General features: G+C 59.8%; 16 protein-coding genes and 1 other RNA gene. 5 read left to right on the top strand and 12 right to left on the bottom strand.

All coding sequences use genetic code 11. The features are described 5' to 3' along the window. The first annotated feature begins 160 nt into the window (after positions 1-160). From pgi to tal, 4 genes are all read left to right on the top strand, one after another. Positions 161-1,810 (top strand): glucose-6-phosphate isomerase, encoded by a 1,650-nt coding sequence (gene pgi / locus VJ651_RS04665; protein ID WP_324106394.1) that lies wholly within the window; start codon positions 161-163, stop codon positions 1,808-1,810. 117 nt (positions 1,811-1,927) lie between these two features. Then, positions 1,928-3,400, top strand: a complete 1,473-nt coding sequence (gene zwf / locus VJ651_RS04660; RefSeq protein WP_324106310.1) for a glucose-6-phosphate dehydrogenase — start codon at positions 1,928-1,930, stop codon at positions 3,398-3,400. A 45-nt stretch (positions 3,401-3,445) separates the two neighbouring features. After that, positions 3,446-4,315 (top strand): SIS domain-containing protein, encoded by an 870-nt coding sequence (locus VJ651_RS04655; protein WP_324106309.1) that lies wholly within the window; start codon positions 3,446-3,448, stop codon positions 4,313-4,315. 85 nt (positions 4,316-4,400) lie between these two features. Further along, complete coding sequence (tal, locus tag VJ651_RS04650) at positions 4,401-5,336, top strand: transaldolase (protein WP_324106308.1); 936 nt, start codon at positions 4,401-4,403, stop codon at positions 5,334-5,336. Between the two features lie 89 nt (positions 5,337-5,425). Here the strand turns inward: tal and VJ651_RS04645 are convergent, their stop codons facing one another. The 3 genes from VJ651_RS04645 to VJ651_RS04635 are packed head-to-tail and all read right to left on the bottom strand — an operon-like array spanning position 5,426 to position 7,093. Then, positions 5,426-6,058 carry an FMN-binding negative transcriptional regulator gene (locus tag VJ651_RS04645; RefSeq protein WP_324106307.1) on the bottom strand — a complete coding sequence of 211 codons (633 nt, stop codon included), beginning with the start codon at positions 6,056-6,058 and terminating at the stop codon, positions 5,426-5,428. A 36-nt stretch (positions 6,059-6,094) separates the two neighbouring features. Continuing rightward, entirely contained in the window at positions 6,095-6,556 is a 462-nt protein-coding gene (locus VJ651_RS04640; RefSeq protein ID WP_324106306.1) for an OsmC family protein, read from the bottom strand. Between the two features lie 21 nt (positions 6,557-6,577). Further along, positions 6,578-7,093, bottom strand: coding sequence for a GNAT family N-acetyltransferase (locus VJ651_RS04635; protein WP_324106393.1), 516 nt, complete (start codon positions 7,091-7,093; stop codon positions 6,578-6,580). On the opposite strand from VJ651_RS04635, the gene VJ651_RS04630 reads away from it, so the two are divergent. Next, the gene (locus VJ651_RS04630; RefSeq protein ID WP_324106305.1) at positions 7,082-8,575 is read left to right on the top strand and encodes a PLP-dependent aminotransferase family protein; all 1,494 of its coding nucleotides are present in this window, start codon (positions 7,082-7,084) and stop codon (positions 8,573-8,575) included. The two genes, VJ651_RS04635 and VJ651_RS04630, sit on opposite strands and share 12 nt — an antisense overlap. Positions 8,576-8,608: 33 nt before the next feature. On the opposite strand, the gene VJ651_RS04625 is transcribed toward VJ651_RS04630, so the two are convergent. The 9 genes from VJ651_RS04625 to ffs form a co-directional block, all read right to left on the bottom strand. Continuing rightward, positions 8,609-9,460, bottom strand: a complete 852-nt coding sequence (locus VJ651_RS04625) for an ABC transporter permease (RefSeq protein ID WP_324106304.1) — start codon at positions 9,458-9,460, stop codon at positions 8,609-8,611. A gap of 58 nt (positions 9,461-9,518) precedes the next feature. Then, entirely contained in the window at positions 9,519-10,328 is an 810-nt protein-coding gene (locus tag VJ651_RS04620; RefSeq protein WP_324106303.1) for an ABC transporter ATP-binding protein, read from the bottom strand. 49 nt (positions 10,329-10,377) lie between these two features. After that, positions 10,378-11,418: an ABC transporter substrate-binding protein gene (locus tag VJ651_RS04615; RefSeq protein ID WP_324106302.1), complete on the bottom strand. Its 1,041-nt coding sequence runs from the start codon at positions 11,416-11,418 to the stop codon at positions 10,378-10,380. Positions 11,419-11,426: 8 nt separating this feature from the next. Then, positions 11,427-12,671, bottom strand: a complete 1,245-nt coding sequence (locus VJ651_RS04610) for a CaiB/BaiF CoA-transferase family protein (RefSeq protein ID WP_324106301.1) — start codon at positions 12,669-12,671, stop codon at positions 11,427-11,429. After that, positions 12,668-13,339, bottom strand: coding sequence for an N-methyl-D-aspartate receptor NMDAR2C subunit (locus VJ651_RS04605; protein ID WP_324106300.1), 672 nt, complete (start codon positions 13,337-13,339; stop codon positions 12,668-12,670). The genes VJ651_RS04610 and VJ651_RS04605 overlap by 4 nt, the downstream gene beginning before the upstream one ends. Before the next feature lie 30 nt (positions 13,340-13,369). Continuing rightward, positions 13,370-13,984 carry a recombination mediator RecR gene (gene recR / locus VJ651_RS04600; protein WP_324106299.1) on the bottom strand — a complete coding sequence of 205 codons (615 nt, stop codon included), beginning with the start codon at positions 13,982-13,984 and terminating at the stop codon, positions 13,370-13,372. 68 nt (positions 13,985-14,052) lie between these two features. Beyond that, positions 14,053-14,379, bottom strand: a complete 327-nt coding sequence (locus VJ651_RS04595; RefSeq protein ID WP_136415068.1) for a YbaB/EbfC family nucleoid-associated protein — start codon at positions 14,377-14,379, stop codon at positions 14,053-14,055. Between the two features lie 21 nt (positions 14,380-14,400). Continuing rightward, on the bottom strand, positions 14,401-16,311 hold the full coding sequence (gene dnaX / locus VJ651_RS04590) for a DNA polymerase III subunit gamma/tau (protein ID WP_324106298.1): 1,911 nt from the start codon (positions 16,309-16,311) through the stop codon (positions 14,401-14,403). A gap of 195 nt (positions 16,312-16,506) precedes the next feature. Then, an RNA gene (ffs, locus tag VJ651_RS04585) (signal recognition particle sRNA small type) lies at positions 16,507-16,605 on the bottom strand. Between the last annotated feature and the right edge of the window lie 62 nt (positions 16,606-16,667).

The following is a 16,667-nucleotide window of genomic DNA, read 5'->3' as shown; positions in this document are numbered from 1 at the left end:
CCTTCCGGCAAGCCAAAGCCCAGGAAATAGAGCAGAAGCGCCAATATTCTTACTGAGCCACCTCAAACAAGCCACAAAACATGTTTAATATTTTGTAGTGAATTTACCAAAAAATGTTGTATAGTTGAATAAATTGACTTTTTTGGAAACCCTGCTCGACATGCGCGAAATCAACCTTACCGATGCCGCCGCCTTCCATGCGCTTTCCTCGCACTACGCCGAAGCGAAGAACTGGCAGATGCGGACCCTTTTCTCCGGCCAGCCGGACCGTTTTGACCGTTTCTCCACGGAAGCAGCAGGTTTGCTGCTCGACTATTCGAAGAACCGGCTGAACGATACGACCATGCAATTGCTGTTTCAACTCGCGCGCGAACGCGGCCTGGAGCAGAAGAGGGACGCCATGTTCAGCGGCGAGAGAATCAACGTCACCGAACATCGTTCGGCCCTCCATACTGCTTTGCGCATGCCGCGCAGTGCGACGCTGGTCGTGGATGGACAGGATGTACTCCCGGAGGTTCATGCCGTCCTCGATCATATGCAGGCGTTCACAGAGCGCGTACGGTCGGGCGCCTGGCTCGGCGCGACCGGTCGCGCCATCACGGACATCGTCAATATCGGCATCGGCGGCTCGGACCTTGGTCCGGCCATGGCTTGCCGCGCCTTGCGGCCTTTCACGCACCCGCGTCTGACCATGCACTTCGTCTCCAATGTCGACGGGCACGACCTCGATGCGGTGTTGTCGAAGGTCAATCCAGCGACCACGCTATTCATTATCGCCTCCAAAACCTTTACCACAAGGGAGACGATGATGAACGCGCAGTCGGCTCGCGAATGGTTTCTCAGCCGCCATGTTGCAGCCGATCTGCCGAAACACTTTGTCGCGGTTTCCACCAACGTCGAAGCAGTGCGCGAATTCGGCATCGATCCCGACAACATGTTCCCGTTCTGGGACTGGGTAGGCGGACGCTATTCGATCTGGTCGGCGATCGGCTTGCCGCTTGCGCTGGCGATCGGCTTCGACGCCTTCAGCGAATTCCTCGGCGGCGCCCACGCGATGGACCAGCATTTCCGCACCGCGCCACTCGAGCGCAACATGCCGGTGATCATGGGCATGATCGGCGTCTGGTATCGCAATTTCTTTGGCACCACATCTTTGTCGATCGCTCCCTATCATCAGGACCTGAACCGGTTTCCCGCCTACCTGCAGCAACTTGAGATGGAAAGCAATGGCAAGCGCGTGGCGGCTGACGGCGTAACGCTCTCAGTGCAGACCTGCCCGGTTGTATGGGGCGACGTCGGCACGAATGGCCAGCATGCCTATTTTCAGCTGCTGCATCTCGGTACGGATATCATTCCTGTCGATTTCATCGCCGCGCTGAAACCCATGCACGACCTGTCGGGTCACCATACGGTTCTTCTCGCAAATTGTTTTGCACAATCGGAAGCCTTCATGCGCGGCAAGAACACCGAGGAAGTACGCGCCGACCTGCGCGCGCAACACCTCTCTGACAAAGAGATCGAAGCGCTGCGGCCGCACAAGATCTTCCCCGGAAACCGCCCGAGCAACACCATTCTGATGGACGAATTGGCGCCGGCAACGCTGGGAGCATTGATTGCACTCTACGAACACAAGGTGTTCGTGCAAGGTGCAATCTGGGGTATCAATAGTTTCGATCAATGGGGCGTGGAATTGGGCAAGGTGCTGGCGAAAAACATTGAGCCGGAACTGACCGGCACTCCCCGCCCGGACGCGCATGACAGCTCGACGAACGCACTGATTGCGCGAGCCAAAGCCGCGTTGTCCGAATAAAGTTCTCGATTGTCGACCAGGCGGCGCGGTTTCCGCGCATCGACAATGGCAACAAGCAGACTACAATGAATAGCTCATTACCGAGCCGGATTTTGTTTACCTAAATCACTTCACATCATGGCCCTTCACGATTTCGATCTGGTCTTGTTCGGCGGCAGCGGCGACCTCGCGATGCGCAAGCTATTGCCCGCGCTCTATAGCCGCAACCGCGTCAACGACCTGCCCTCCACCGCCCGCATCATCTGCGTGGGGCGGCATGAATGGAGCCGCGATGAATTCCTGAAAGCGGTCGACGAGAACGCCAAACCGCATATTCCAAGAGAGACATTCAACCAGACGGCATGGGATGCGTTTTGCGCCCATATTGATTACGTGTCGCTGGATGCGACCGACGGCAAGACGTATGCGGCACTGACCAAGGCAATGCGCAAGGACCCTGCCATCACTCGCGTGTTCTACCTCGCGACTCCGCCGAGCCTGTTCGCAAGAATTTGCCAGAATCTCGCCGAATGCGGACTTGCCACGCCCGAGTCGCGCGTCGTACTGGAAAAGCCGCTGGGCCGCGATCTCAGCAGCGCCAAGCAGATCAACGCCGAAGTCGGCCGCTTCTTTTCCGAGTCGCAGATCTTCCGCATCGACCACTATCTCGGCAAGGAAACGGTGCAGAACCTCTTGGCTCTCCGGTTCGGCAATGTGCTGTTCGAACCCTTGTGGCGGCGCGAATGGATCTCCGACGTGCAGATCACCATCGCGGAAGAGATCGGTGTCGGCAATCGCATGGAATATTACGAAACCGCCGGTGCGCTGCGGGACATGCTGCAGAACCACCTGCTGCAATTGCTGTGCATCGTCGCAATGGAGCCGCCCGTATCGGCCACGCCGAATGCCGTGCGCGACGAAAAGCTGAAGGTGCTGCGCTCGCTCAAGCGCTTCACGCCGCACACGCTCGCGCAGAACGTCATTCGCGGTCAGTACCGCTCCGGCCATGTGGAGGGGGTAGCGGTTCCCGGTTATCGCAAGGAGCCGCAGGCCAATCCGCATTCGCGCACGGAAACCTTCGTCGCGCTCAAGGCAGAGATCGACACCTGGCGCTGGGCTGGGGTGCCGTTCTTCCTGCGCACCGGCAAGCGCATGGCGGACCAGCTCGCGGAAATCGTGGTGCGCTTCAAGACCATTCCGCATTCGATCTTCGCGCAGCCAAACAGCAGCTTCCAGCCGAACAGCCTGATCATCCGGCTGCAGCCCGACGAAGGCCTGCAGCTCAACCTGATGGCAAAAACTCCGGGCGACGGCATGCGCCTGCGTCCGGTGGAGCTGGAACTGGATTTCCGCGAAACCTTCAAGATGCCGCGCATGGAAGCCTACGAACGCCTGTTGCTGGACGTGCTGCGCGGTCAACTCACCCTGTTCATGCGCAGCGACGAACTGGAAGCTGCATGGGAATGGGTCGAGCCAATCCTGAATTACTGGGAACAGGAAGGCGACGAGCCGCTACCCTACGCTTCGGGCACCTGGGGGCCGGCCGCTTCCAGCGCGCTGATCAGTCGCGATGGATTGCAATGGCGTGAAGAAGCGCTTCCTGAGCTGTAACGGGCAACTATAATCTGCCTGCCGGAAGACATTCATAGATCGCCCATGCTGCTCGACTCCATCAAGACCCAGATCGACACATTATCCAAATCGGAAAAAAAGGTCGCCATCGCGGTACTCAAGAATCCCGACCTCGCGGTGGCGGGAAACATCACCGCGCTCGCCAAAAACGCGCAGGTATCCGAGCCGACCGTGGTGCGCTTTTGCCGCGCGCTGGGTTACGACGGCTGGCAGGACTTCAAGCTGAAACTGGCGCAGACGCTGGCGCTGGCGGTGCCGCATGCAGACGAACTGCCTCTGCAAAGCGATCTCGCGGCAGACCTCGTCAACAAGATTTGCAGCCGCTCCATCAATGCCCTGCTCGACCTGCGCAACAACCTGCATCCCGCAGCGATCGAAAAGGCGCTCGATATCCTGTCGCGCTCCAGCAAGATCGAATTCTGGGGTCAAGGCACATCCGGCATCGTGGCGGCAGATGCGCAGCACAAATTCTTCCGCTCCGGCGTGCACACGGTGGCATATGCCGACCCGCATATTCATGCAATCTCTGCGGCGCTCATGAAAAAAGGCGATACCGTTGTCGCCATCTCGCAACGCGGCAACAGCACCTCACTGCTTCACAGCGTGCAACTGGCGAGGCGAGTCGGAGCGGATGTAATCGCGCTGACGCCGAGCGGGACGCCGCTGGCCGATCTGGCAACGGCGCTCGTGCCGATCGACCTCAGCTTCAACATCGACCCCTACACGCCGATTTCGGCTCGCCTGGCGCATCTGGTGGTAATCGACATTCTCGCAGTCGGTCTGGCGCTCAAGGGCGGCCCGGAATTCCGCAAGAAGATGCAAAATGCGCAAAAGGCGCTACAAAAACTCGATATGCAGTTCGACTCCTTCCTCAGGCATCCGCCCAAAATCTGAGCTTCCAGGCTGATACAGGTCTAACCGGCCGGCGGTCGATCCGGTTATCATTGAAGATTGTCGCTTCCTCTTCGCCGGATTTTTCATGAACCAGCTCGAACAACTCAAGCAATACACCACCATCGTCGCCGACACCGGCGATTTCCAGTCGATGAAGGCGTTTGCGCCGCGCGACGCTACGACCAACCCGTCGCTGATCCTCAAGGCCGTGCAAAAGGATGAATACAAGCCGCTGCTGGAAAAAGCGGTGCACGACCATGTACGGAAACCGACCGCCGAGGTGATCGACCGCTTGCTGGTAGCGTTCGGTCTGGAGATTTTGAAACTGGTCCCTGGACGGGTATCGACCGAAACCGATGCGCGCCTGTCCTTCGATACGCAGGGCACGATCGACAAGGGCCGCGCACTGATCGCGCTGTATGAAGCAGCGGGAATTTCGCGCGAACGCGTTCTGATCAAGATCGCATCGACCTGGGAAGGCATTCGTGCCGCGCAGGTGCTGGAAAAAGAAGGGATCCGCTGCAACATGACGCTGCTGTTCGCACTGCCGCAGGCGATTGCCTGTGCGGAAGCGAATGTGCAACTCATCTCGCCCTTCGTCGGACGCATCTACGATTGGTACAAAAAGTCCACCGGCCAGGATTACACCGGTGCGGACGACCCGGGCGTGCAATCGGTCAAGCGGATCTATCAGTATTACCGCAAGTTCGGCTACAAGACCGAAGTCATGGGCGCCAGTTTCCGCAACACCTCGCAAATCACGGAACTGGCCGGCTGCGACCTGCTGACCATCAGCCCTGAGCTTCTGCAAAAACTTGCCGAGAGCGAAGCGCCGGTCACGCGGCGACTGAGCCTGGAAGATGCGCAGTCGGCCAATATCCAGAAGCTGAACCTTGACGAGAAAGCTTTCCGCTTCATGCTGAACGAAGACGCAATGGGTACCGAGAAGCTGGCTGAAGGCATCCGCCTGTTCTGCGCCGATGCAGTGAAGCTTGAAAAAATGGTGGAAGCGCTACGCTGAAACACGAGGATGGGCTGTAAGCCATGGCGTGCGCCGGGGCACGCCACATAGCGCTCCCGAAACGATCCTCAGCGTTTCCCTGCCGCCTCTCACGCGCGCTGCATCACAAGATCCGCCATGGCATGCGAACGATCGTCGCCGCGTGCACGCAATCCCGCCGCAACGCCCAGCCTGTCCCCCACCGGACGATTCTGGCTCACCTTCCATTTACCTTCGATCCTGGCAATGGGGATTTCAATACCGACGATCGCTTCGACGAGGCGATCAATGAAGTCTGCCGGCGCATCGGAAATCTTCCACGGCAAAGCTTGGGTCCGTTCGTGCTCGTCGGACATTTCTCTCAAGTGATTGAGCAGCCAGTCCGCATCGTCGATCGCACGTGGAATACCGTGCGCATGCACCACAGCGTAGTTCCAGGTCGGCACCGCCTTGCCGTCGGTATGCTTGCTTGGATACCACGAGGGCGTGATGTAGGACTCCGGCCCCTGAAAGACTGCGACGGCGTGCACAGTGTCCGCCAGCTGCTGCCAAACCGGGTTGGCACGCGCGACATGCCCGCGCAAGGTTCCGAGTTCGCCGTCCGGGCTGCACACGAGAAGCGGTATGTGGTTCACGACGAACCCGGATGCGGACTGCACCACGAGCGTGGCGAGCGGATGCGACTTCATCAGGCCGTGCAACACGTCCAATCGGGTTTCTTCGAATTGCTGTTGAAGGTACATGTGGTCCTCATCAAAACGCGGATCAAGCGGCGACACTCATGCGGGCTCGACCAGGACGTCGGCCCTGATCGAATTCGCAATGTAACACTGCGCATGCGAGGCATGATGAATCGCGTCGAGTTCCTCCTGCGTGGGTGCGCGCTCGCCGCCGAACGCGATTTCCGGGCGCAGTGTAATGCGTGTCATGGCGAGTTTTCCTTCACCGTTCTTTTCCATCACACCCACAGCCTTGTCTTCATAACAGTCCACCACAAAACCCCGTGCTGCCGCAATCGACAGGAAGAACAACATGTGACAACTGGAAGTTGCAGCAACCAGCGCCTCCTCCGGATCGACATTGGCAGCGATTGACATCGGCACGGGCACGACGTAGGGCGACGAGGAGGCGGGCACGACCGCGCCGCCATCAAAATGCCATGCATGCCCGCGGCTGTAGCGATTGTCGACAAATTTCTGATCCTGGCGCTTCCAGGAAACCTTCGCTTCGTAAGTATGCATATAAATCCCCGATGAAATTGCTTATGCGGCGCGCTTGATAATCCATCCATTCGGCACCGGCTCAAACCCGATCTTCGGGTAGTACTGCATGGCCTCCGGCGCTGCAAGCAGGAGCAGCATGGACTTTTCGCCGATCGCACGTCGCACCTGCTCCACCAGCGCCGCACCTATCCCGCGCCTCTGATGCGATTGGTCGACGGCAAGGTCGGACAGGTAACAACAATAGCTGAAATCGGTCAATGCGCGCGCAACACCGACCAATTGCTCGCCATCCCAGGCGGTGATCAGCAGGTTCGCATGCGCAAGCATGGCCTCCATCCGGGCAAGGTCGTCAACCGGCCGGCGAATTCCGGAACGGTGAAATATCTCAGCCAGCTGTTCCGGCGAAATGCGAGCATTAGTGCGATATGAAATGGATGCCATGTCTTTCCTTTTCCAGTCCGATTTACCGCAGCATATCTCCTGCTTTGGCTTTCTTAAATAGCCAATAAATGCTATTTTTAAAATACCAATTTCAGAAACAGCATGACCATGCATCTCGCCCAATCGCTCGCCAGTCTGCAGCTCGATCCAACGGCATCCGCGCCGATGTTTCGCCAGCTGTATGAGGCGGTCAAGCAAACCATTCTGGCCGGCACGATCGGCCCCGGCATGCAATTGCCGCCGACGCGCGAACTTGCATCGCAGTTGCGCGTGTCGCGCCAGACAGTGCTGAACGCCTATGCACAACTGATGGCGGAGGGATACCTGTCGGGCACGGTCGGGCGAGGAACCTTCGTCAGCGCCAGCCTTCCCATCGCGCCCAAATCCCGGTTGCATGGCGTCGCCGCCCGGCCTCAGATGCTCCGACCGCTCTCCGCACGCGGGCAATGTTTCGTCGGACCGCAAGCGGTGCTCAACTACCACTCAGGCGTGCCCAAAGCCTTCCGCATCGGCATGCCGGGGCTGGACGTGTTTCCATTCGATGTCTGGGCACGGCTGGAGGCGCGGCGCTGGCGTCATACGCCGCATGAGCTGGGATACGGAGACGCGGCCGGCTTTCATCCTTTGCGCGAAGGACTGGCCGCGTACTTGGGCGCGGCACGCGGCGTCCATTGCGCGCCGGAGCAGATCATCATCACGTCCGGTTCGCAGCAGGCATTGTTCCTGATTGCCAGCCTGCTGCTGTCGCCCGGCGATGCCTCGTGGGTGGAGGAGCCCGGATATCGCGGAATCAATGCATCGCTGCGGGCCGCCCAAGCGCACGTGTGCCATATCCCGATCGACGATGAAGGACTTTCCGTGTCCTTCGGCGCAGCCATGCATCCTGATGCAAAGCTGACCTATGTCACGCCCTCGCACCAGCTTCCGCTCGGCGTGACAATGAGCCTGCAGCGCCGGCTTGAATTGCTGGCATGGGCAGCGGAGAAAAGAATGTGGGTGGTGGAAGACGACTACGACAGCGAATACCGCTACACCGGGCCGCCGATCGCCTCGCTGCAAAGCCTGGACAAGGCCGGATGCGTCATCTACGTCGGCACGTTGTCGAAAGTGCTGTTTCCGGGCCTGCGCCTTGGTTATATCGTGGCTCCGCCGGCACTCGCGGAGGCATTCGCACAAGGCAAGGCCATCCTCGACCGGCATACCGCGATCGGGCCGCAGATGGTGCTTGCCGACTTTATTGCGGAAGGCCACTTCAGCCGCCACATCAAGCGCACCAGGGAAGTTTATGCCGAACGGCGCGCCACCTTGCTCGACGCCATTGCCGCACATATGCCGGACGAGTTTCACATCGGTCCCGCCGATGCCGGCCTGCATCTCCCGGTCCGGTTCCGGCGCAAGCGCAATGACCAGATGCTGACGCGCACGGCCCTTCCGCACGGCATCGAGCTGCGCGCGCTATCGCAGTTTTATAACGCCGATCAGGAGGTAGCGGGACTGGGAAGCCGCGTCTCGGGTCTGTTGCTCGGATTTGCGTCCATCCCCGAGGCGGAGATCAAGCGCGGTGTGTCCACGCTGCGCGGGCTTTTGGAGAAGTAACGTTCAATTGGACAGGCGGATGCAGGACTTGCTTTACATCTTTTCGGTTTCACCGGACTTCGGCTGCCATTTCATCAGGCGTCGCTCAATGACACCCACCATGCCATCCAACACCAGCGCAAATGCGGTCAGCACCAGAATCCCCGCAAAGACGGTATTGATATCGAACGTGCCTTCGGCCTGCAGGATCAGATAGCCGACTCCGCGCGCGGAGCCGAGGTACTCGCCGACGATTGCGCCGACGAAGGCCAGCCCCACCGAGGTATGCAGGCTGGAGAACACCCACGACATGGCGGATGGCAGGTACACGTGACGCAGTAATTGCCGCCGGCTGGCGCCCAGCATGCGCGCATTGGCAAGCACGACCGGACTCACTTCCTTCACGCCCTGATAGACGTTGAAAAACACGATGAAAAACACCAGCGTGACCGACAACGCCACTTTCGACCAGATGCCTAGGCCGAACCACATGGAGAAAATCGGTGCAAGAATCACGCGCGGCATCGAGTTGGCTGCCTTGATATAGGGATCGAGAATCGCGGATGCGACCGGCGACAAAGCCAGCCACAGCCCGAAGCCGAGTCCGAGCGCTGTGCCGATGCCGAACGCGAGCAGGGTTTCGGCCAGGGTCACCAGCAGATGCGAATAAATCTCGGCAGGAAAACTCAGGGTGAACCAGGTCGCGTCACCAATTCCCACCTCGAGGCTGCCGCTGCCGACGGTGAACCACTCCCAGACCCGGGCCAGTACCTTGAGCGGTTCGCCGAAGAAGAATGCTGCCTGCGGATCGCGCGTGGCGACATGCCAGATGGCGAAGAAGGCAACCAGGACGAATGCCTGCCAGACGCGAAGATTTTTATGATTTGGTTTGAGAATGCGCCACATGATTATGCTTTGAAGTCGGACAAGGCCCTCTTCTTCCGGCGAGAAGTTTCTGAATCGGTCAAGCGCGCACCTTCTGCTGCTGATATCCCTTCAGCACTTCTTCGCGCAAGACATCCCAGATTCGCGCATGCAATTCAACAAAGCGCGGATGCGTGCGAATCTCGGCGACGTCGCGCGGACGCGGCAGATCAATCCGGAATTCTCCGATGGGATGCGTGCGCGGCCCGGCGGACAGGACGACGACGCGATCCGACATGGCGATTGCCTCGTCCAGGTCGTGAGTAATGAATAGCACCGCCTTTTTCTTCGCGCTCCACAATTCGAGCACTTCGTTTTCCATCAACTGGCGCGTCTGGATGTCGAGCGCGGAAAACGGTTCGTCCATCAGGATGATGTCGGGATCGAGAATCAGTGTTTGCGCGAGGGCGACGCGCTTGCGCATGCCGCCCGACAGTTGATGCGGGTAGCGGTCTCCAAAGCCCTGCAAGCCGACCCGCGTCAGCCACTCCTCACCGAGCCCGCGCGCCTGTGCTTCATCCATGCCACGAAACTGCAGGCCGGCGATCACGTTCTGCAGGGCGCTGCGCCACGGCATCAATGCCTCCGCCTGGAACATGTATCCCGCACGACGGTTAATTCCGTCCAGCGTTTCTCCGAACACCTTGACGCTACCCGATGAAGCTTGAAGAAGTCCTGCGCCCAGATTCAACAGGGTGGACTTGCCGCAACCGGTGGGACCGACAATCGACACGAACTCCCCCGGCGCGACATGGACTGTCGTGTCGGCGACCGCCGTGTAACGCTGCGAGCGGTCGTCCCTGGAAATGAACGTGCAGGTAATGTTGTCGAGCGAAAGCGCAGGAATCATCGATTGTCGTCTCCGGACGAAGTGGTCCGCAATGCTGCCGGACAGGACCTTACTTGTATTTCGCGTTTGCCTTCTTCGCGAAATCGTTGGTGTAGGTCTTCGACAAATCGATGTTCTTGCCGGCGAGTTGAGGCTCAAATGCCTGCAAGGTCTTCAGCGCGGTCTTCGGTCCGGCTTCCGGCATCATGCCGTCAGGCGAAATCGCCTCGCGCACTTTCAGGAAAGCTTCGATGTACAGCCCGCGGTCGCCCAGCAGATAGCTTTCCGGCACGACCTTGATGATGTCCGAGGGGCCGGCTTTCTGCAGCCATTTCAAGGCACGAACCATGGCATTCGTCAGCGCCTGCGCCGTGTTCGGATTCTTTTTCAGGAAGGCGTCGGTGGTGTAGAGCGTGGCGGCCGGCATCGGGCCGCCGAAAACCTCATTGGTGTCCTTGAGCGTTCGGGTGTCAGCCACTACCTTGATTTCATTCTTTTGCTGCAGCATGGTGATGACCGGGTCGAGATTCGCAATCGCGTCGATCTGTCCCGAACGCAGCGCCGACAACGCGCCGGCCGAAGTGCCGACGCCGATGAAGGATACGTCGCTCGGCTTCAGTCCGCCTTTCGCCAGTACGAAATTAGCCATCATGTTGGTCGATGAACCCGGCGCGGTGACGCCGATCTTCTTGCCTTTCAGATCCGCGATCGTTTTGTAGTTCGGCATGGCCTTGTTCGATACCGCCAGCACGATTTGCGGCGCGCGGCCCTGCAACACGAAGGCCGTGATCGGCTGCCCCTTGGCCTGCATGTTGATGGTGTGCTCATACGCACCCGATACCACATCCGCGCTGCCGCCGACCAGGGCCTGGAGCGCCTTCGCGCCGCCGGCGAAATCGCTGATCTCGACTTGCAGCCCTTCCTCCTTGAAGTACCCGAGCTGCTCGGCGATCGTCAGGGGAAGATAGTAGAACAGGTTCTTGCCACCGACTGCGATGGAGACCTTGGGCTTCTCCAGCGTCTGCGCAAACAGCTTGCTGTTGAAAGTAAAGTAGCCAAGCAGGAAAAGTGCAAGCGCGATGGCGAACTGCTTCCAGAATTTCTTGTTCATGCTGTCCCCTAAATGACGTGATCGTGTCTTAACTGCGCGATGTGCTGATCATCATACCCCAGCCCGCGCAAGACTTCAGCGGTGTGCTCACCGAGCGCCGGGCCCAGCCATTTGGTCTCGCCGGGCGTCTCCGACAGCTTGGGCGTGATCGCCGGCAGCTTGATCGGCGTGCCGTCGGGGAAGGCATGTTGCTCGAACATGCGGCGGGCGAGAAACTGCGGATCAGTCAGCATGTCGCGCACCGAATAGATCTTCCCGACCGGCACGTCCGCTGCCTTGAGGATGGCCAGCGCACTGTCGATCGTCTGCGTGCCGCACCATGCCTGGATTGCGCCATCGATTTCTTCGGTGCGCGGCACCCGTCCATCATTGCGTGCCAGTTGCGGATCGTTCGCCAGATCGTCGCGTCCCATAGCCAGCATCAGGCGCTTGAAGATCGCATCGCCGTTGCCGGAAATGACGATGTTCTCGCCATCGCTGGTGGTGTAGGTATTCGAGGGCACGATGCCGGGCAGCGCGCCGCCGGTACGCTCCCGCACGACGCCGGCGAAATCATATTCAGGCACCAGCGACTCCATCATGTTGAACACCGCTTCATACAAGGCCACATCGACCATCTGGCCCTGCCCTGCGACGGAGTCCTCGCCTGTCTTGCCGTTCCAGCGGCCACCGGTCACGTCACGGTGACGCAATGCCATCATCGCGCCGATTACGCCATGCAAGGCCGCCAGTGAATCGCCAATCGAAATGCCGATCCGCACCGGTGGCCGGTCCGGGTGTCCGGAAACATAGCGCATGCCGCCCATCGACTCCCCGATTGCGCCGAAGCCTGGCAGGTCCTTCATCGGTCCAGTCTGGCCATAACCCGAAAGCCGAACCATGATCGTGGCCGGGTTGATCTTCTTCAGGTCTTCGTAACCGACACCCCATTTTTCCAGAACGCCGGGCCGGTAGTTCTCGATGATGATGTCCGCGTCCAGCGCAAGACGCCTGGCGATTTCCTGACCACGCGCCTCCTTCATGTTCAGCGTGACGCTTTTCTTGTTGCGCGATTGCACCGACCACCAGAGCGAGGTTCCATCCTTCAGCACGCGCCACTGCCGGATCGGATCGCCGCCGTCGGGCGACTCGATCTTGATCACTGCCGCGCCGAACTCGGCCAGCATGCGCGAACAGAACGGTCCGGCGATCAGCGTCCCGAGTTCCAGAACCTTGATGCCCGCCAGGGGGCCGGAGGAAGCTTTATTTGTCATATCCCTGTTTGTAAAGACGATAACTCTTTCAATTCCCATGCGATGTTTTGCCGCGCCTGTGCTTCGAAACGCGCCGCCATCGATGGCGTGAAAAACAGCGTCGAACGCGCAAGGAAACGCTGCAATACGTCGGTGCGAGCGGATCGGTAAGCCTGCGGCGGAACCCAGTCATACTCGGCCCGGATTGCCTGGTTGTAGCGGTGATAGATCTCGGGAGAGCTGCCAAGAATGGACAGGTCTATGTCGAGGAACAAGGGCAGATCGGCAATCTGAGCCGACGGCACCTCATGTCTTTGTGTCGCGAGGATGCACTGTTCGACGGGATGGATCAGATCCGCGTCGATACGCATGGCATGCATGGCGTGATGCGCCCACCTGGCGCTGCGCTGCTCGTTGTCCGTTGCGCGCGTATCGTAGATCAGGTCATGAAACCAGATCGCCAGCTCGACGACTTCCGGACGAGCCATATGCGCGCGTTCAGCGTCGGCATGACGCAGCAATGCCATGATGTGGGAAAGATTGTGGTAGGCGCGATGGGGTTCTGCGTAGTGCCTGACCAGCACTTCCCAGGCGGAGTCGGCGGCCGCCCGGTCCGATGCGAGATGCGTCATCAGCGCCTGCCATCGGGCACGCAACCAGCTCTGATTTTCCGCGGTATGGATAAACATCGCTGTGCGCTCGCGCCGGAGGATTCCGGCTCAGGTTGAGCGACGGTCCAGCATCGCTCGCGCAATCGTTCCGGCGTCGACGTATTCGAGTTCCCCGCCGACCGGGACGCCGCGCGCGAGGCGGCTGACCTTCAGGCCGCGCGCCTTGAGCGTCTCGCTGATGTAGTGAGCGGTCGCCTCGCCTTCATTGGTGAAGTTGGTCGCCAGCACCACTTCGCTGACCACGCCGTCCGTCGCTCGCGCAATCAGCTTTTCAAGGTGAATATCCCTCGGCCCGATTCCGTCCAATGGCGACAGGTGGCCCATCAGCACGAAATACAGCCCCTTGTACGTCATCGTCTGCTCGATCATCAATTGATCAGCCGGCGTCTCCACCACGCATAACAGGCTGGCATCGCGCGACGCGTCGAGACAGGTTTCGCAAATCTCGTTTTCCGTGAAGGTATTGCACTTCGCGCAGTGATGGATGCGCTCGGCCGCCTGCGTCAGCGCACGGCCGAGCATCGCCGCACCCTCGCGATCATGCTGCATCAGGTGGTAAGCCATGCGCTGCGCCGACTTCGGCCCGACACCGGGCAAGCGGCGCAAGGCTTCTGTGAGGAATTCAAGACTGGAGGGAGTTTTCACCAATTTTTTCTCTGTCATCGGCGTCAAGCCACACGGACGCGACCAGGGCCGCGGCCCGTGCTGCGGACGTCAACAATCCACGCCAATCAGAACGGCAGCTTGAAGCCCGGCGGCAGCGGCAAGCCGGCAGTCATGCCCGACATCTTTTCCTGCGTCGTCGCTTCCGCCTTGCGGACTGCATCGTTGAATGCCGCCGCAACCAGATCCTCCAGCATGTCCTTGTCGTCGCCCAACAGCGACGGATCGATGGACACACGCTTGACGTCGTTCTTGCAGGTCATCACGACCTTGACCAGGCCAGCGCCCGATTGTCCTTCGACTTCGATCCCGGCGAGCTGGTCCTGCATCTTCTTCATGTTGTCCTGCATGGCCTGGGCTTGCTTCATCAGCCCGGCGAGTTGGCCCTTCATCATGGTGATACTCCTGATCGTTGATTAAATTGGTTTGACTGATCCCGGCACGATAGTCGCGCCGAATTCGCGCATCAAGGTCTGCACGAAGGGATCGCTCTGCAGGCTTTCCTCCGCCTGACGCTGGCGCGCCTCGCGTTCCGCTGTCGCATGTGCGTTCGCGGTCTGCTCCACCGCGCCGATCTCGGTTGTGACCCGGGTCGGTTTTCCGAAGTGCTCCGCCAAAGCCGCTGTCAGTTTGTCGACGCTGCCGGCCGAGCACAAGGTTTCAAGGGGGATGCGCAGATGCACTTGCACACCGCCACCGTTGTCTTCACATCCCAGCAACTCGCTCTGTTGCGCAAGTTGCTGCGCCACGCCTCGCAATGGCAAGGCGGCAGCCAGCGCCGGCCAGTTGCCATCCCAGTTCAAGGACGGCATCGGCTTTGCGGGGGCTGGTTTTACACGCGCGATCACTGCGCTTGCTTCCTGCCGCACCGCGGGCGGTGCCTCTTCTATCGCAACCGCAGCATCGGCCTGTCCCGCGCCGTGCGATTGCGGTTCAGTTTTTTTTTGAGCCGCTGCCTCGGCAGAATCGTCTGAACGACGCTGACTTTCCTGAGGGCGCTCGTCTTCCCATGGCGGAATGGAAGCCGGCGCGGGCCTCGCGGACGAGGAAACCGCAGCCTGCGGCTTGCCGCCGTTGCGGGCAGCTTCCAGCGCGGCGCGTGCCGGGCTCATGCCGCCTGCGGCACGTGCTGCAGGCGCCGGCGCTGCCGCTGGCTGCGATGCGGCACTCGGTCGCGCAGGCATCGGCGCCGGCGAAGAAACCGCAGGCGTCGCCGCCGCCGGCCTTGCTTCAGCACCACCCACACCAGGACGGAAGGCGAGCATGCGCAACAAGGTCATCGAGAAGCCGGCATACTCGTCCGGCGCGAGACTCAACTCGTTTCGTCCATGCACCGCAATCTGGTAAAACAATTGCACCTCTTCCGCATCGAATATTTGCGCCAGGCGAAGAATATCTTCCCTTTCCGGCACATCATCGGGCAGCGCGGCGGGCACGGTTTGCGCCAGCGCAATCCGGTGCAACAAGGTCCCCAAATCCTGCAGCGCCGCGCTGTACGACAGGCTGCGCGTCGCCATTTCATCTGCGACAGCCAGCAGGCTTGCGCCATCCTTCGCTGCCAGTGCATCCAGCACGCGAATCAGATAAGACTGATCAAGCGCGCCAAGCATTCCCTGCACTGCTTCCAAGGTCACCTTGCCTGCAGCGTATGCGATTGCCTGGTCGGTCAGCGACAGGGCATCGCGCATCGAACCGTGCGCCCCTTGGGCTAGCAAGCGCAATGCCGGCGGTTCGAAATCGATGCCTTCCTGGCCGAGAATATTGTCCAGATGCCCGACGATATGACCGGGCGGCATCTGTTTCAGGTTGAACTGAAGGCAGCGCGACAGCACGGTAACCGGAATCTTCTGCGGATCCGTCGTTGCCAGGATGAACTTCACATGCTCAGGCGGTTCTTCCAGCGTTTTCAGCATGGAATTGAACGCATGGTTGGTGAGCATATGAACTTCGTCGATCATGTAGACCTTGAATCGCGCATTGGACGGCGCGTAAACCGCCTGTTCCAGCAATTGCGCCATCTCGTCGACGCCGCGGTTCGACGCCGCGTCCATTTCGATGTAATCGACAAAGCGCCCCGCATCGATGGCCGTGCACGCTTCACATGTTCCGCAGGGCTTGGCGGTGATGCCGGTTTCGCAATTCAGCGACTTCGCGAGAATGCGCGACAAGGTTGTCTTGCCCACGCCGCGGGTGCCGGTAAAAAGATAGGCATGATGCAAGCGCTGTTGGTCCAATGCGTGCGTCAACGCCCGCACGACGTGCTCCTGCCCGACGAGCGTCTCGAAGCTCTTGGGGCGATACTTGCGGGCGAGAACTTGATAGGACATGGTGGCGATGGCAATTGTCGATACGCCGCATTTTACCTGACATGCTGCAAGTTATAGACGGCACTTGCTCACATCGATGCCAGAAAAAGAATACCGATTACGCAAGGGTAAACATGCATATTGCATGCATACGGCATGACGCCGAAAACGCACACCAGGCAACGGACGGGAAGTTTAATGAGGATAAGACAGGAAAGGGGCGAGCCTTGTCTGCGGCACTTGCGGGAAATGGCTTTGGCTGCTTCGTTCCCGACCTGACCAGGTTGGCCATGCCACAATGCGCAGGGGCCCGCCTAGCGCTATTTTAACAGCAAAGCGCCCGGCACGCCCGAGCATTTCCCGTGTACAGCCGATTG

This window comes from Noviherbaspirillum sp. (assembly GCF_035254865.1).
GTDB lineage: Bacteria > Pseudomonadota > Gammaproteobacteria > Burkholderiales > Burkholderiaceae_D > Noviherbaspirillum.
This window is presented reverse-complemented; position numbering and strand designations above follow the sequence as displayed.

Excerpts from the sequence above, each read along its gene's own strand:
- pgi (WP_324106394.1), top strand. The coding sequence starts at position 161 with ATGCGCGAAATCAACCTTACCGATGCCGCCGCCTTCCATGCGCTTTCC.
- zwf (WP_324106310.1), top strand. The coding sequence starts at position 1,928 with ATGGCCCTTCACGATTTCGATCTGGTCTTGTTCGGCGGCAGCGGCGAC.
- VJ651_RS04655 (WP_324106309.1), top strand. The coding sequence starts at position 3,446 with ATGCTGCTCGACTCCATCAAGACCCAGATCGACACATTATCCAAATCG.
- tal (WP_324106308.1), top strand. The coding sequence starts at position 4,401 with ATGAACCAGCTCGAACAACTCAAGCAATACACCACCATCGTCGCCGAC.
- VJ651_RS04645 (WP_324106307.1), bottom strand. The coding sequence starts at position 6,058 with ATGTACCTTCAACAGCAATTCGAAGAAACCCGATTGGACGTGTTGCAC.
- VJ651_RS04640 (WP_324106306.1), bottom strand. The coding sequence starts at position 6,556 with ATGCATACTTACGAAGCGAAGGTTTCCTGGAAGCGCCAGGATCAGAAA.
- VJ651_RS04630 (WP_324106305.1), top strand. The coding sequence starts at position 7,082 with ATGACCATGCATCTCGCCCAATCGCTCGCCAGTCTGCAGCTCGATCCA.
- VJ651_RS04635 (WP_324106393.1), bottom strand. The coding sequence starts at position 7,093 with ATGCATGGTCATGCTGTTTCTGAAATTGGTATTTTAAAAATAGCATTT.
- VJ651_RS04625 (WP_324106304.1), bottom strand. The coding sequence starts at position 9,460 with ATGTGGCGCATTCTCAAACCAAATCATAAAAATCTTCGCGTCTGGCAG.
- VJ651_RS04620 (WP_324106303.1), bottom strand. The coding sequence starts at position 10,328 with ATGATTCCTGCGCTTTCGCTCGACAACATTACCTGCACGTTCATTTCC.
- VJ651_RS04615 (WP_324106302.1), bottom strand. The coding sequence starts at position 11,418 with ATGAACAAGAAATTCTGGAAGCAGTTCGCCATCGCGCTTGCACTTTTC.
- VJ651_RS04610 (WP_324106301.1), bottom strand. The coding sequence starts at position 12,671 with ATGACAAATAAAGCTTCCTCCGGCCCCCTGGCGGGCATCAAGGTTCTG.
- VJ651_RS04605 (WP_324106300.1), bottom strand. The coding sequence starts at position 13,339 with ATGTTTATCCATACCGCGGAAAATCAGAGCTGGTTGCGTGCCCGATGG.
- recR (WP_324106299.1), bottom strand. The coding sequence starts at position 13,984 with ATGACAGAGAAAAAATTGGTGAAAACTCCCTCCAGTCTTGAATTCCTC.
- VJ651_RS04595 (WP_136415068.1), bottom strand. The coding sequence starts at position 14,379 with ATGATGAAGGGCCAACTCGCCGGGCTGATGAAGCAAGCCCAGGCCATG.
- dnaX (WP_324106298.1), bottom strand. The coding sequence starts at position 16,311 with ATGTCCTATCAAGTTCTCGCCCGCAAGTATCGCCCCAAGAGCTTCGAG.